Origin of the sequence: Lysobacter sp. K5869 (assembly GCF_018847975.1) — a bacterium.
Taxonomy (GTDB): Bacteria; Pseudomonadota; Gammaproteobacteria; order Xanthomonadales; family Xanthomonadaceae; genus Lysobacter.
In genome coordinates this window covers 2,155,821-2,170,844 of record NZ_CP072597.1, presented here as the reverse complement: position 1 = coordinate 2,170,844, position 15,024 = coordinate 2,155,821, and the positions used below count along the sequence as shown (strand labels likewise).

12 protein-coding genes and 1 pseudogene are annotated in these 15,024 nt (G+C 69.6%); 9 read left to right on the top strand and 4 right to left on the bottom strand.

Annotated elements, in window-relative coordinates; all coding sequences use genetic code 11:
• The first annotated feature begins 157 nt into the window (after positions 1-157).
• From J5226_RS09345 to J5226_RS09335, 3 genes are all read left to right on the top strand, one after another.
• Entirely contained in the window at positions 158-1,624 is a 1,467-nt protein-coding gene (locus tag J5226_RS09345; RefSeq protein ID WP_215839646.1) for a leucyl aminopeptidase, read from the top strand.
• A gap of 223 nt (positions 1,625-1,847) precedes the next feature.
• Entirely contained in the window at positions 1,848-2,273 is a 426-nt protein-coding gene (locus J5226_RS09340) for a DNA polymerase III subunit chi (protein WP_215839645.1), read from the top strand.
• Between the two features lie 149 nt (positions 2,274-2,422).
• On the top strand, positions 2,423-5,188 hold the full coding sequence (locus J5226_RS09335) for a valine--tRNA ligase (protein WP_215839644.1): 2,766 nt from the start codon (positions 2,423-2,425) through the stop codon (positions 5,186-5,188).
• Positions 5,189-5,311: 123 nt separating this feature from the next.
• Here J5226_RS09335 and rimI read toward each other — a convergent pair whose 3' ends face one another.
• Genes rimI through pssA form a run of 3 tightly spaced genes read right to left on the bottom strand, consistent with a single transcriptional unit; the run spans position 5,312 to position 6,950 of the window.
• Positions 5,312-5,806, bottom strand: coding sequence for a ribosomal protein S18-alanine N-acetyltransferase (gene rimI, locus J5226_RS09330; RefSeq protein ID WP_215839643.1), 495 nt, complete (start codon positions 5,804-5,806; stop codon positions 5,312-5,314).
• Positions 5,803-6,165, bottom strand: coding sequence for a hypothetical protein (locus tag J5226_RS09325; RefSeq protein ID WP_215839642.1), 363 nt, complete (start codon positions 6,163-6,165; stop codon positions 5,803-5,805). The genes rimI and J5226_RS09325 overlap by 4 nt, the downstream gene beginning before the upstream one ends.
• Positions 6,162-6,950, bottom strand: coding sequence for a CDP-diacylglycerol--serine O-phosphatidyltransferase (pssA, locus tag J5226_RS09320; RefSeq protein WP_215839641.1), 789 nt, complete (start codon positions 6,948-6,950; stop codon positions 6,162-6,164). Before pssA ends, J5226_RS09325 begins: the two co-directional genes overlap by 4 nt.
• Positions 6,951-7,070: 120 nt before the next feature.
• Between pssA and J5226_RS09315 the strand changes: the two genes are divergently transcribed.
• The 3 genes and pseudogenes from J5226_RS09315 to J5226_RS09305 all read left to right on the top strand — a co-directional run.
• A complete protein-coding gene (locus J5226_RS09315; RefSeq protein ID WP_215839640.1) occupies positions 7,071-7,562 on the top strand; it encodes a DUF4124 domain-containing protein in 492 nt (163 codons plus the stop codon).
• 172 nt (positions 7,563-7,734) lie between these two features.
• Positions 7,735-9,453 (top strand): proline--tRNA ligase, encoded by a 1,719-nt coding sequence (locus J5226_RS09310; RefSeq protein WP_215839639.1) that lies wholly within the window; start codon positions 7,735-7,737, stop codon positions 9,451-9,453.
• Positions 9,454-9,894: 441 nt separating this feature from the next.
• A pseudogene (locus tag J5226_RS09305) lies at positions 9,895-10,272 on the top strand (H-NS histone family protein); the annotation flags it as partial.
• 162 nt (positions 10,273-10,434) lie between these two features.
• Here the strand turns inward: J5226_RS09305 and J5226_RS09300 are convergent.
• The gene (locus J5226_RS09300) at positions 10,435-11,685 is read right to left on the bottom strand and encodes a threonine/serine exporter family protein (protein WP_215839637.1); all 1,251 of its coding nucleotides are present in this window, start codon (positions 11,683-11,685) and stop codon (positions 10,435-10,437) included.
• Positions 11,686-11,996: 311 nt separating this feature from the next.
• Here J5226_RS09300 and J5226_RS09295 point away from each other — a divergent pair, with 311 nt between their 5' ends.
• From J5226_RS09295 to J5226_RS09285, 3 genes are all read left to right on the top strand, one after another.
• Positions 11,997-13,118 carry an ABC transporter permease gene (locus J5226_RS09295; protein ID WP_215839636.1) on the top strand — a complete coding sequence of 374 codons (1,122 nt, stop codon included), beginning with the start codon at positions 11,997-11,999 and terminating at the stop codon, positions 13,116-13,118.
• A gap of 82 nt (positions 13,119-13,200) precedes the next feature.
• Positions 13,201-14,109, top strand: coding sequence for an ABC transporter ATP-binding protein (locus J5226_RS09290; protein ID WP_215839635.1), 909 nt, complete (start codon positions 13,201-13,203; stop codon positions 14,107-14,109).
• Positions 14,106-14,990 carry a CPBP family intramembrane glutamic endopeptidase gene (locus tag J5226_RS09285; RefSeq protein WP_215839634.1) on the top strand — a complete coding sequence of 295 codons (885 nt, stop codon included), beginning with the start codon at positions 14,106-14,108 and terminating at the stop codon, positions 14,988-14,990. Before J5226_RS09290 ends, J5226_RS09285 begins: the two co-directional genes overlap by 4 nt.
• Positions 14,991-15,024: the final 34 nt, after the last annotated feature.

Below are 15,024 nucleotides of genomic sequence, written 5' to 3'. Positions count from 1 at the left end.
TGGCCCCGGTCGCGATTCCTTCCGCGCCCCGCGTCGCCGGCCGTCCGCCGGCATCGCGCCCTGCCCGCAGGGGCAAGGCATGCGTTCTCAGGAACGGCCTCGGCACAGCCGGACGATTGTACGTACTCACCTTCCTATCTGCTCGGGAATCTGTTGGATGACCCTCGAATTCGACCTGAACCGCGACGCTGCGGCCGCCGCCCAAACCGATTGCGTCGTGGTAGGCGCCTTCGCCGACAAGACCCTGACCGCCGCCGCGCGAACGCTGGATGAAGCCAGCGGCGGCCGTCTCACCGTGCTGCTCGAGCGCGGCGACATCAGCGGCAAGACCGGCAAGACCGCGCTGCTCCACGACGTCCCCGGCGTGGCCTCGCCGCGCGTGCTGGTGGTGGGCCTGGGCGAGCCCGGCAAGTTCGGCGTGGCCCAGTACCTCAAGGCGGTGGGCGACGCGGCCCGCGCGCTCAAGGCCGGCCCCGTCGCGCACGCCCTGCTGACCCTCAGCGAAGAACCCGTGACCGGCCGCGACGCCGCCTGGGCGATCCGCCAGGCCGCCATCGCCGCCGACCACGCCTGCTACCGCTACACCGCCACGCTCGGCAAGAAGAAGGACGAGCCGGGCCTGCGCAAGCTCTCGATCAGCGGCGCCGACGCCGTCGCCCTGGCCCAGGGCCAGGCCATCGCCGCCGGCGTGCAGTTCGCCCGCGAGCTCGGCAACCTGCCGCCGAACGTCTGCAACCCGGCCTATCTGGCCCAGCAGGCGACCGAATTCGCCGGCCGCTTCGGCAACACCGAATGCGACGTGCTCGACCGCGCGCAGATGCAGGAACTGGGCATGGGCTCGCTGCTCGCGGTCGCGCGCGGCTCGGCCAACCCGCCCAAGCTGATCGTGCTGAAGTACAACAACGGCGGCGACGCCAAGCCCTACGTGCTGGTCGGCAAGGGCATCACCTTCGACACCGGCGGCATCAACCTCAAGGTGCAGGGCGGCATCGAGGAGATGAAGTTCGACATGTGCGGCGCCGCCTCGGTGCTGGGCACGTTCGTCTCGGCCGTGGGCATGCAGCTGCCGATCAATCTGGTGGTGATCGTGCCGGCGGTGGAGAACATGCCCGACGCCGACGCCTATCGCCCGTCCGACGTGCTCACCAGCATGTCCGGCAAGACCATCGAAGTCGGCAACACCGACGCCGAGGGCCGCCTGATCCTGTGCGACGCGCTGACCTACGCGCAGCGTTTCGAACCGCAGGCGCTGCTCGACGTGGCCACCTTGACCGGCGCCTGCGTGGTCGCCCTGGGCAAGTTCGCCAGCGGCCTGATGAGCAAGGACGACGACCTCGCCGCCGAACTGCTCGGCGCCGGCGAACAAGTGTTCGACCGCGCCTGGCGCCTGCCGCTGTGGGACGAGTACCAGACCCAGCTCGAATCGACCTTCGCCGACGTCTACAACATCGGCGGCCGCTGGGCCGGCGCGATCACCGCCGGCTGCTTCCTGGCCCGCTTCGCCGAAGGCCAGCGCTGGGCCCACCTGGACATCGCCGGCGTCGCCAACGAAGAAGGCAAGCGCGGTCTGGCCACGGGCCGGCCGGTCGGCCTGTTGTCGCAGTGGCTGCTCGAACGCGGTTGATGGCGCCGCGCTAGGGAATAAAGGGAAACAGGGGAACGGGGAATGGCGGTTTCGCCGCTCCGCTCCCCATTCCCCGCTCTCCCCGCTCTCCTCGCTCCCCTCTTTCCCGCTTTCGAAGCACCAGGGAACAAAGGGAAACAAGGGAACGGGGAATGGCGGTTTCGCCGCTGCGCTCCCCATTCCCGGCTCCCTTTGTTCCCCTCTTTCCCGCTTCTGAAACCTTATGGCCCGCGCCGACTTCTACCTCATCCAATCGCCGCGCTTCAAAGCCGAACCGCTGCGTTTGGTCTGCGAGCTGGCGCGCAAGGCCCATGCCGCCAACCTGCCGACCCTGATCCTGGCGCGCAGCGCCGAGCAGGCCGAACAACTCGACGACATGCTGTGGGACATGGGCGAGGACGCCTACATCCCGCACCAGATCGCGGGCCTGGACGAAGACGAGGCCGAAGCCGACGTGCTGATCGCCGCGCCCGACAGCGACGCCGCGCTGCGCCCGCTGGTGATCAACCTGCGCGACGCCGCGGTCGCGGACGGTTTCGACCGCGTGCTGGAAGTCGTCCCCGCCGACGACGGCGCGCGCGGCCCGCTGCGCGAGCGCTGGAAGCAGTATCAGGCGCGCGGGTTGCAGCTCAGTAAGCACGATATGTAGCTGCAGGAGCAGGGGAATAAGGGGAACAGGGAAAAGGGGGAATGGTTGCTCCCTCGGATCTTTGCCCTCACCTTTGGTTGAATCCCCCGCTCGCGTCGTACCCGCCATTCCCCGCTCCCCTTATTCCCTTCATTGCCTGCCTTAAACCTATGTCCCTCGACTCCAGCTACGATCCCAAACAGTTCGAAGCCCGCCTGTACGAACAGTGGGAAAGCAGCGGCGTATTCAAGCCGCGCGGCGAGGGGCCGGCCTACAGCATCCTGCTGCCGCCGCCGAACGTCACCGGCACCTTGCACATGGGCCACGCGTTCCAGCACACGCTGCAGGACGCGTTGATCCGCTATCACCGCATGCTCGGTTGCGATGCGCTGTGGCAGATGGGCACCGACCACGCCGGCATCGCCACCGAGATGGTGGTGGCGCGCAATCTCGGCCAGGAAGGCCTGACCCGCGACGGCCTCGGCCGCGAGGGCTTCATCGAGAAGGTGTGGGAATGGAAACAGCATTCCGGCGGCACCATCGAACGGCAGATGCGCCGCCTCGGCGCGTCGGGCGATTGGTCGCGCTCGGTGTTCACGATGGATCCCATCGCCTCCACCGCCGTGGTCGAGGCCTTCGTGCGCATGCACGAGCAAGGCCTGATCTACCGCGGCCAGCGTCTGGTCAACTGGGACCCGGTGCTGAAGACCGCGATCTCCGACCTGGAAGTGGTCAACGAGGAAGAAAACGGCTTCCTGTGGTCGATCCGCTACCCGCTCAGCGACGGCAGCGCCACCCTGGTGGTCGCCACCACGCGTCCGGAAACCATGCTCGGCGACACCGCGGTGATGGTGCACCCGGACGATGAGCGCTATCAGCACCTGATCGGCAAGACCGTGAAGCTGCCGCTGAGCGAGCGCGAGATTCCGGTCATCGCCGACGCCTACGTCGACCGCGAATTCGGCACCGGCGTGGTCAAGGTCACTCCCGCGCACGACTTCAACGACTACGCGGTGGGCCAGCGCCACGACTTGCCGCTGATCAACATCTTCACCCCCGAGGCCAAGGTCAACGACAACGCCCCGGCCAAGTACGTCGGCCTGGACCGCTTCGAAGCGCGCAAGGCCGTGCTCGCCGATCTGGAAGCGCTGGGTCTGTTGGTCGAGACCAAGGACCACAAGCTGCAAGTGCCGCGCGGCGACCGCACCAATCAGGTGATCGAGCCGTATCTGACCGACCAGTGGTTCGTGAAGATGGACGGGCTGGCCGCGCGCGGCCTGGAGATCGTCGAGAAGGGCGACGTGCGCTTCGTGCCGGGCAACTGGATCAACACCTATCGCCACTGGATGGAGAACATCCAGGATTGGTGCATCAGCCGCCAGCTGTGGTGGGGCCACCGCATTCCGGCGTGGTACGACGAAGCCGGCACCGCGTACGTCGGCCGCGACGAAGCCGACGCGCGCGCGCGCGCCGGGCTCGGCGCGGACGTCGCGCTGCGCCAGGACCACGACGTGCTGGAAACCTGGTTCTCCTCGGGCCTGTGGCCGTTCAGCACGATGGGCTGGCCGGACGAAGCGACGATGGCCGCGCGCGGTTACGAGCGTTATCTGCCGACCAGCGTGCTCGTCACCGGCTTCGACATCATCTTCTTCTGGGTCGCCCGCATGATCATGCTGACCGACCATTTCACCGGCAAGGTGCCGTTCCAGGACGTCTACATCCACGGTCTGGTGCGCGACAAGGACGGGCAGAAGATGTCCAAGTCCAAGGGCAACGTGCTCGATCCGCTCGACCTGATCGACGGCATCACCCTCGACGAGCTGGTCGCCAAGCGCACGTCGGGCCTGATGCAGCCGAAGATGGCCGAGAAGATCGAAAAATCCACGCGCAAGGAATTCCCCGAGGGCATTCCGGCGTTCGGCGCCGACGCGCTGCGCTTCACCATCGCCGCGCTCGCCACCCACGGCCGCGACATCAAGTTCGATCTCGGCCGCGCCGAGGGCTACAAGAACTTCTGCAACAAGCTGTGGAACGCCACCCGCTTCGTGCTGATGAACACCGAGGGCGCCCGCTTCAGCGGCGCGCCGCAGCCCAAGACCGACGCCGAGCGCTGGATCCTCGCGCGCCTGGACAAGACCGCGGCCGAGGCGGCCGAGCATTTCGCCGCCTACCGTTTCGACCTGCTGACCCAGTGCCTGTACGAATTCGCCTGGAACGCTTACTGCGACTGGTTCGTCGAACTGTCCAAGCCGGCGTTGCAGGGCGAGGACCGCGCCGCCGCCGACAGCACCCGCCACACCTTGCTGTACGTGCTCGAGCGCCTGCTGTCGCTGCTGCACCCGCTGATTCCGTTCGTGACCGACGAACTGTGGCAGCAGCTCGCGCCGAAGCTGGGCCTGACCGAAACCACGGTGATGCTGCGGCCGTATCCGCGCGCCGGCGAGGTGCAGGGCGATTTCGCCCAGGCCGAAGGCGACGTGGAATGGCTCAAGGCGATGGTGTCGGCCCTGCGCAAGGTGCGCAGCGAGCTCAACGTCAAGCCGTCCGAGCAGGTGTCGCTGTTGCTAGCCAAGGGCGATGCGTCCGATCGCGAACGCGCGCAGCGCTTCGGCGCGCAGATCACCTTCCTCAACAAGCTCGACCGGATCGAGTTCATCGAGGACGCGGCCTCCGCGCCGCCGGCCGCGCCGGCCGTGGTCGGCGAACTGACCCTGCTGGTGCCGCTGCCGGCGGACAAGCTCGCCGCCGAACGCGATCGCCTGGACAAGGCGATCAAGAACGTCGAAGGCGAGATCGTCAAGGCCAAGGGCAAGCTGGCTAGCGACACCTTCGTGCAGAACGCGCCGGCCGCGGTGGTCGAGCAGGAGCGCAAGCGTCTGGTGGATTGGACCGCGATGTTGGAAGAACTCAAGGCGCAGCGGGCCAAGCTCGACTGAGTTCCTTCGCTTCGGCGAACGAAAAAAGCCGCGACCCAGTCGCGGCTTTTTTCGTTCGCGTCGCGCAAAGAGAGCGGCGTGCGCCCGGTTCGCCGCGATCCCGCGCCGACCCGGCGCCGCCGCTCAATCCTGCGGCAGCAACTCGATCGCCATCACCAACGCGTCCTCGCGCCCGCCGCGCGCCGGGTAGTAGCGCGGGCGCCGGCCGATCTCGTTGAAGCCTTCGCTGTGGTACAGCGCGATCGCGCCGGGATTGGACGGGCGCACTTCCAGGAACACGCGCTCGGCGCCGCGGCCGCGGGCGATGTGCAGCAGCGCGCGCAGCAGGCGGCGGCCGTGGCCGTGGCCGTGCGCTTCGGGCGCGACGCAGACGTTGAGCACGTGCGCTTCGCCGGCGGCCACGCTCATCAGGAAATAGCCGAGGATCCGGCCGCTCTCGGTCAGCACCCACGACGGATAGTCCGCGCGCAGGCAGTCGCGGAAGATGCCCGGGGTCCAGGGGAATTCGTAGGCGCGGATCTCGATGGCGTGGACCGCGTCGAGGTCGTCCTCGCGCATCGGCCGCAGCGCGGTCGGCGCGGCGGCGGTGTCGTCCAGGTCCGGCGCCAGCGCGCTCATCCGCGCGGGCTCCGGCGCAGCGCGCGCAGGCGCGGCCACAGCGCGCGCTTGGCCGCCGGCGCGCGCAGCGCGGCCGGGTCGAACAGCGCCATCACCTCGGCATCGCCGGCCTGGCGGCGGGCGGCGCGCAGCACGGCGCGCAGCAGCGGCGGGTCGGTGCCGGGGCCGCGCTGTTCCGCTGCCGGCGCGGCACGCCGGCCGGCATCGCCGCGTGCGTTTTCAGTGCGCTGCGCGGGTTGGGAACGCGCCGGCGCCTCGGCGGCTTCGGGCACGGCGGGCTCGTCGCCGGCCAGGGCCAGCACCGAGTAGCCCATCGCCTGCAGCCACTCGCGTTGCTGCGCGTCCCACAGCCCGCTCATGCCGCCCCCGCTCCGCCGGCCGGCGGCGCCTCGGGCGCGCGGCGCATGCGCCGCCAGATCGCCTGCGCCGGGCCGGACAGCGCGTACGGCGCGAAGATCGCCAGCAGCACCCGCGGCGGGTCGATGGCGATGGCCACCAGCACCGCGACCACCACCAGGATCGCCAGGAACGGCACCCGGTCGTTGCGCGGGCCGCTGCCCTTGAAGCTGACGTAGCGCATCCGGCTCACCATCAGCAGGCCGGCGACCACCGTCACCGCCAGCGCGGCGTAGCGCAGGTCCTCGCCGGACAGATCGAAGCTGTGGCAGGTCCACACGAAGCTGGCGACCAGGCCGGCCGCGGCCGGGCTGGCCAGACCGATGAACCAGCGCTTGTCGACCTGCCCGACCTGGGAATTGAAGCGCGCCAGCCGCAGCGCCGCGCAGGCGGCGTAGAGGAAGGCGCCGACCCAGCCGATCTTGCCGGGGATCACCCCGTCGAGCTTGGTCGCCTCCAGCGCCCAGTGGTACATCACCAGCGCCGGCGCCAGACCGAAGCTGATCAGGTCGGCCAGCGAGTCGTACTGCACGCCGAACTCGCTCTGGGTGTTGGTCAGCCGGGCGACCCGGCCGTCGACGCCGTCGAGGATGGCGGCGACGAAGATCGCCATGCAGGCCTCGTCGAAACGGCCCTGGGTGGCGGCGATGATCGCGTAGAAGCCGGCGAACATGCCGCCGGTGGTGAACAGATTGGGCAGCAGGTAAATGCCGCGTCCGCGCGGGCGGGGCGTGGGTTGGGGTTCCATAACTGGGAAGTGTAGCGCTTGCCGTCGTCATGGCAGGATGCTGCAATTCCGATTCCCCCGCCGTACCGCGGTCCGTTCCGCCTATCCGACGTTCCGCCTGCCCTGCTTCCGGAGCCTTCCATGTCCCGCACGTCCCGCAATTCCGCCCGTCGCGCCCTGCCGGCGCTGGGCCTGGGCGCCGTCCTGGCCGCCCTGACGGCCTTCCCGGCCGCCGCCACCGATCTGTACCAATGGAAGGACGCTCAGGGCGTCACCCATTACTCCGACTCGCCCCCGCCCGGCCAATCCGGCAGCGGTCAGGTCAAGAACCGGGTGATCCGCAACAAGAGCGGCACCGCCAGCCAGACCGCGGCGATCGCCGCGACCGGCGAGAGCAGCCAGTGCGTGTCCGCGCGCGCCAACCTCAAGCAGCTGCAGAGCTCGGCCCAGGTCGGCGTGGACAGCAACGGCGACGGCAAGCCCGACAACGTGCTCGACACCCAGCAGCGCGCCGCCCAGGTGCAGTTGGCCGAGGCCTCAATCCGCGCCTATTGCACGCCCGGCCCGTCCAACACGCCCTCGGCGCCGGACGCGCCGCGGCCGGCCGGCGGCGAGAAGAAAGCCGACAGCTGATCCGCCCGGCGACGCCGGACGCGACCCAAGACCGCCGCGTCCCGCGGCGGTCTTTTTTTGCCCGCGCGACGGCGCGCGACGCCGGGCCGCCGGCGTTTTCCGCCCCCGCCGCGCCAGCCGCGCGCGCGCGCATGGCAAACTGTCGCCCTTTCCCGCCCACGAATCCCGCCCGATGCGCCTGTCGCAGTTCCATCTCCATACCAGCAAGGAAACGCCCGCCGAAGCCGAGATCGTCAGCCACAAGCTGATGCTCAAGGCCGGCATGATCCGCAAGCTCGCCGCCGGCCTCTACACCTGGTCGCCGCTGGGCCTGCGCGTGTTGCGCAAGGTCGAGCGCGCGGTGCGCGAGGAGATGAACGCCGCCGGCGCGATCGAAGTGCTGATGCCGGCGGCGCAGCCCAAGGAGCTGTGGGAGGAAACCGGCCGCTGGGAAAAATTCGGCGGCCAGCTGCTGAAGATGCAGGACCGCAAGGAAGCCTGGTACTGCTACGGCCCGACCCACGAGGAAGTCATCACCGACTTCGCCCGCAACGAACTGGCCAGCTACAAGCAGCTGCCGGTGAACTTCTTCCAGATCCAGACCAAGTTCCGCGACGAAATCCGCCCGCGCTTCGGGGTGATGCGCGCGCGCGAGTTCCTGATGAAGGACGCCTACTCCTTCCACGTCAGCGACGAAGACCTGGGCCGCGAATACCGCAACATGTACGACACCTACGGCCGCATCTTCACCCGCCTGGGGCTGAAGTTCCGCGCCGTGTTCGCCGACACCGGCGCCATCGGCGGCAGTGCCTCGCACGAGTTCCACGTGCTCGCCGATTCGGGCGAGGACGCGATCGCGTTCTGCGACGGCTCGGACTACGCCGCCAACGTCGAGCTGGCCGAAGCGGTTTCGCCGGGCCCGCGCGCGGCCGCGGGCGAGGCCTTGCGCAAGGTCGAAACGCCGACCCAGAAGACCTGCGAGGACGTCGCCGCCCTGCTCGGCCTCGCCCTGGCGCGCACGGTCAAGTCGGTCGCGATCGTGGGCAGCGACGCCGACGGCGCGCCGCAGTTCGCGCTGGCGCTGGTGCGCGGCGATCACGCGGTCAACGAGATCAAGCTGTCCAAGCTTCCCGGTCTGGCCGAATACCGCCTCGCCACCGAAGCCGAGATCCTCGAACACCTCGGCGCGCAGCCGGGCTTCCTCGGCCCGGTGAAGCCGGCGCGCGCGATCCGCGTCATCGCCGACCGCAGCGTCGCCGCGCTGGCCGACTTCGTCGTCGGCGCCAACGAAAACGGCTACCACCTCGCCGGCGTCAACTGGGGCCGCGACCTGCCCGAGCCCGGCGAAGTCGCCGACATCCGCAACGCGGTCGCCGGCGATCCCTCGCCGGACGGCAAGGGCACGCTCGCTATCGCCCGCGGCATCGAGGTCGGCCACGTGTTCCAGCTCGGCCGCAAGTACGCCGAAGCGATGAAGCTGAGCGTGCTCGACGACACCGGCAAGGCCGCGACCCCGGCGATGGGCTGCTACGGCATCGGCGTGTCGCGCATCGTCGCCGCGGCGATCGAGCAGAACTTCGACGACGCCGGCATCGTCTGGCCCGAGGCGATGGCGCCGTGGCAGGCGGTGGTGTGCGTGATCAATCCCAAGAACGACGCCGCCGTGGCCGACGCCGCGCAGGCGCTGTACCAGGATCTGCTCAAGGCCGGCGTCGACGCCGCCCTCGACGACCGCGGCCTGCGCCCGGGCGCGATGTTCGCCGACATGGAACTGATCGGCGTGCCGCACCGCGTGGTGGTGTCCGAGCGCGGCCTGGCCGCGGGCAGCTTCGAGTACCGCCACCGCCGCAGCGATGCGGCGGAGAATCTCGATCGCGCCGCGGTGCTGGCGCGCATCGGCGGCGGCGCTTAAGCCCGCCGGGCGCGCCGGAGGCTCCGGCGCGCCGCGCGGCGCCGCCCCGCGCGGGCGGCGCCGGTTCGCGTCCGGTTATCGCCGGCGCATCCCCCGGCCGACCGCGTTAAGCAGGTTCCGTGCCCGATTTAGATAACCGCCGTCGCGCTACGAAACATTCGCGGCGATAACCGCCCCGGATACCGCAACGCAGCAGCCGGCTGCCGCGCATTCGCACCCTATTCGCGCTTTTTTGGCCCCCATGCACGCCTGCGCAGGCCGCGCCGGCGCCGCCGATTTACCCCGCGCCCGCCCCCGCGCCGCCGCCGCCGATTACCCCCGCCGCCTGTTAAATATGCGAGGGAATATCCGCTTGAGCATTTACGGCGTCCGGCGCTGCCCTTACTATGCTGCCGCGTGCCAGGGACTGGCCGATATTCCGACCATACTCCCGGAGGCCCCATGACGATCGATATCTCTGCGTTGTCCGCGAAAGAACTCGAAAACCTCATCAGCCAGGCGAAAAAGCGCAAGACCACGCTGAACAAGCGCAAGCCGGTCGCCGCCGTGCGCAAGAAAGTCGTCGCCCTGCTCAAGGCCGAGGGCTATTCCCTGGAAGAACTGTTCGACGGCGCCGCCCCCGCCGCGCGCGCCGGCCGCCCGGCCAAGGCCGCCAAGAACGCCGCCCCCGCCGCGAAGGCGCGCAAGCCGCTGGGCAAGGTCGCGCCGAAGTACCGCAACCCGGCCAACACCGGCGAAACCTGGACCGGCCGCGGCAAGCAGCCGCGCTGGCTGGCCGCTTACACCGCTTCGGGCCGCAAGCTGGACGAGTTCCTGATCAAGTAATCTTGCGGAAAAAGCAAAATCCCGAAACCGCCGGCCTCGAGCCGGCGTTTTCATTTGTTTTCCGTTTTCCGGGGCGGCCGCGCGCGGCGAAACCGGCGGCCGTTTCCGCGACGGCGGCGGCGCGACGAATCAACGCGGCGAATCCCCCATCCGCGTTTACAGATTCCGCCGCGCCGGCAGCAGCAGATTTCCGAATATCAACCCGGCGATCAGCGCCAGCAGGATATTCACCACCGCCAGCACCGCGTCCTGGCCGACCTGCACGTCCTGCTGCTGCAGCATGTTGAGCAGCCCGCGCAGGCTCACGCTGCCGGGCACCAGCAGGATGATTCCCGGCACCCGGATGATCGCCCCGGGCCGGTTGCCCCAGCGCGCATAGGCGTTGCCCAGCGCGGTCATCACCAGCGCGGCCAGGAAGATTCCCGCCGGACTGCCCCAGGCCAGTCCGACGAAGCGCGAAATCAGATAACCGCCGGCGGCCGCGGCCATGACCTTGGGATAATCGGCGCGATGGGCGCGGAACAGCACCGCGAAGGCATACGACGCCACCGCCAGCCCGCCCCACTCCACCCACGATTCCTGCGGCCGCCACGCCCGCACCACCGGTTCCAGGCCGACCAGATCGGCCAGATACAGCCCGATCACCGTGCCCACCGCGAGTTTCACCACCGTGGTCACCGCACCGGCGAAGCGCGCGGTGCCCGACACCAGATGCTGGCTGGTCAATTCGTTGACCGCGTTGGTCAGCGCCATACCCGGCAACAGCACGATCAGCGACGCGATGATCACCGTGTTCTGATTCAGCGGCGCGACGAAATTGGCCACCAGCACCACCACCGCGGCGGCGAACATGCCGGCGATGGCCTCCAGCGCCTCGCGCAGGCGCGGGCGCAGGCCGGACAGGTCGACTAGCGAGCCGATCATCAAACCGTTGATCGCGGCCACGCCGATGTCCAGCCACGGCAGCCGCAGCAGCGCCGCCACCGAGCCCGCGGCCAGGCCGTAGGCGAACACCTGCATCGCCCGCCAACGCCGCGTGCGCGGCCGGTCCAGCGCTTCCAGCGCGGCGTGGCCGGCGGCCAGATCCAGGCGCCCGGCCATGACTTCCTCGGCGATGCGGTCGGTTTCGCTGAGCCGGTACAGATCGTTCTCGCCCGGCGGCAGGCGGATGACCCGGGTGGTGTCGCTGTCGCCGAGCGGGCGCTGCGGATCGCTGAAGGTGAGGATCAGCCCGGTCGGGTTCGACCACGGCTCGCATTCCAGGCGCAGGCGCTGGGCCACCGCGGTCACCGCGCCTTCCAGGCGCTGCGCGGTGGTGCCGTAGCTGTGCAGGCGTTCGGCCAGCTCGACCACGAAGGCGATGCGGGCGGCGTAGCTGGTGGCGCTGAGCGGATGCGGGGCGGACATATCGGGGAAGCATGGCACGCGCGCGCGCCGCGTGGCAGCGGGGCCGCGCGGGTTCGAGCGTTCCATTTCGACCGCGTGGTTTCGACCGCCGTCGCTTGCGCGCGCCATCCGTTATCGAATGGCGGCCGCTCGAACGCAGGCGGGCATCGATTTCCCGCGTCCGTCGTGGCGGATGCCGCTCGAACGCGCCGCGGCGGCGCGCTGCGCCCGCCGCCCGCGCCGCCTCCGCCGTCCGGCCGCTGCATGAACTGCGCGATCCACGCGACACTCACCTCGCCGTGCCTAGCCTGTATCCTCCCGCCCGAGGCCCTATGACCGTACCGACCACGCAAGCGCCGGAACTCACCGCCGAGGGCAGCGAGCCCTCGCGGCTGCGCCTTTCCGGCTGCTGGACGCTGGAGCATGCGCTGGCCATCGGCGATGCGCTCAAGCATGCGCCGCCGCGGGTGTCGGACGTGGACGCCACCGCGGTCGAGCGCCTGGATTCGGTCGGCGTGCTGCAGCTGATGCGCTACGCGCGCCGGCACGAGTTGGATTTTGACGGCATCTTCCATTTCCACGAGTCCCATCGCGCCCTGGTGATCGCGATCGAGGACGTGGCCGACGAACGCCCGAAGAAGAAGCGCGAATACGGCGTCCACGCCGCGCTCGCGCGCCTGGGCTACGCGGTCACCGACAACTGGAAGGAAGTGCTGGCGCTGGTGGCCTTCTTCGGCGAAACGCTGGTGAAGATGCTGCGGCTGTTCAAGAACCCCGGCCGCTTCCGCCCCACCGCCACCGTCCACCACATGGAACAGGTCGGCCTCGACGCGGTCCCGCTGATCGCGCTGCTGTGCTATCTGGTCGGCGCGGTGGTGGCGTTCCTGGGCTCGACCATCCTCAAGGATTTCGGCGCGACCATCTTCGTGGTCGAACTGGTCAGCATCGCCTTCCTGCGCGAGTTCGGCGTCTTGCTGACCGCGATCGTCCTCGCCGGCCGCACCGCCAGCGCGTTCACCGCGCAGATCGGCGCGATGGTCAGCCGCGAGGAAGTCGACGCGATCCGCACCCTGGGCATGGACCCGGTCGACCTGCTGGTGATCCCGCGCGTGCTGGCGCTGCTGGTGATGCTGCCGCTGCTGACCTTCATCGCCATGATCGCCGGCCTGCTCGGCGGCCTCACCGTCGGCGCCTACGGCCTGGACATCCCGCCGCAGCAGTATCTGGCGCGCATGCACGACACCATGCAGCTGCGCCATTTCCTGGTCGGCATGGTCAAGGCGCCGGTGTTCGCCCTGCTGATCAGCCTGATCGGCTGCCTGGAAGGCCTGCAGGTGAAGGGCACCGCGCAGTCGGTCGGCGAGCGCACCACCTCCAGCGTGGTGCAGTCGATTTCGCTGGTGATCGTGTTGGATGCGTTCTTTGCGATCTGGTTCATGGAGATGGGCTGGTGAAGCAGGGAACAGGGAACCGGGAACAGGGAATGGCGAGCGCGCTGGGTGCGGGTCGCCGTGCGCACGTCCGCGAGGCTGCGCGATGACCATTCCCCATTCCCCGATCCCCGTTCCCGCCGCCGAAGGCGGCAACGACAACGACGACGTCGTCATCCGCATCCGCGGTCTGGTCAACCACTTCGGCGATCAGGTCGTCCACGACGGGCTGGACCTGGACGTGCGCCGCGGCGAGATCATCGGCGTGGTCGGCGGCTCGGGCACCGGCAAGTCGGTGATGATGCGCTCGATCCTCGGCCTGCGCCGGCCCAACGCCGGGCAGATCGAAGTGCTCGGCATCGACGCGCGCAGCCCGGATCCGCAGCTGCGCCGCGAGATCGAACGCAACACCGGCGTGCTGTTCCAGGACGGCGCGCTGTTCTCCTCGCTGACCGTGGGCGAGAACGTGCAGGTGCCGCTGAAGGAATACCACAGCGAACTGCCCGACTCGCTGCGCTACGAACTGGCGCTGCTCAAGGTCAAGTTGAGCGGCCTGCCCGCCGACGCGCTCGACAAGCTGCCCTCGCAGCTGTCCGGCGGCATGCGCAAACGCGCCGGCCTCGCCCGCGCGCTGGCGCTGGACCCGCCGCTGCTGTTCCTCGACGAACCCACCGCCGGCCTCGACCCGATCGGCGCGGCCGCGTTCGACCGCTTGATCCGCACCCTGCAGCAGGCGCTGGGCTTGACCGTGTTCCTGATCACCCACGACCTGGACACGCTCTACGCCATCTGCGACCGCATCGCGGTGTTGGCCGACAAGAAAGTCATCGCCTGCGCGCCGATCCAGGAGGTCGAGAAACTCGATCATCCGTGGGTGCAGGAGTATTTCCACGGCCCGCGCGCGCGCGCCGCCCAAGTGGCGCGCGATAAGAACGCGCAAGCCCCGGGCGGGCGCGATCAGCGCGGGCGCGATGGCGCGGCGCATGACGCGGGCACGGATGCGCCGGCGCAATGAACGCCGTGATGTCCGAACCCGGCGCGCTGTGGAGCGTGTCGCTCTGGGGCTTGTTGTGCGCGGCGGCGGCGACGCTGTGGTGGCCGAAGGTGCGCACGGCGAGCGTGGCGCTGTTGGCGCTGGCCTTGATCGCGGCGTTCGCGCACGGCGTGCTCGGCGCACCGGCGCTGGTCTCGCTCGCGCTGCTGGCGCTGGCCGCGTGGCTGGTGCGCCCGGCGCGGCCGCGCGCGGCGCGCATCGGCGGCCACGTGCTGTTCGTGCTGACCGCGTTCGCGCTTGGCCTGCACCTGCTGCCCGGCTTCAACAACCCTCAATTGCTCGCCGATCTGCGCCTGAGCGCCGATTCGGCGCCGATGTCGCTGTACTTCAATTTCGACAAGCCGCTGGCCGGGTTCTGGCTGCTGCTGTGCTGGCCGCTGCTGCGCTTGTACGCCGCGGGCGACCGTCCGCGTGCGACGTCGCTCGGCGCGGGACTGGCCGGCGCGGCGATCGCGGCGCTGTTGTGCCTGGGCTTGGGCCTCGCGTTGAACGTGGTCGCCTGGGCGCCGAAGTGGCCGTGGTTCGGCGCGCTGTGGGCGCTCAACAATCTGCTGCTGGTGGCGCTGACCGAGGAAGCGATGTTCCGCGGCTACCTGCAGGAAAGCCTGCAGCGCCGCTGGGAGCGCCGGCGCTACGGCGCACACGCGGCGATCGCGGTCTCGGCGCTGGCGTTCGGGCTGGTCCACGCCGGCGGCGGCGCGCGCTGGGTCGCGCTGGCGACCCTGGCCGGCCTCGCCTACGGCTGGGCCTACCGCAAGGGCGGGCTGGCCGCCGCGGTGCTGGCGCACTTCGGTTTGAACCTCCTGCATTTCACCCTGTTCACCTACCCCCAGCTGGCATGATGCCGGCCGGGCTCACGCCGTTCGAAGGTGCCTG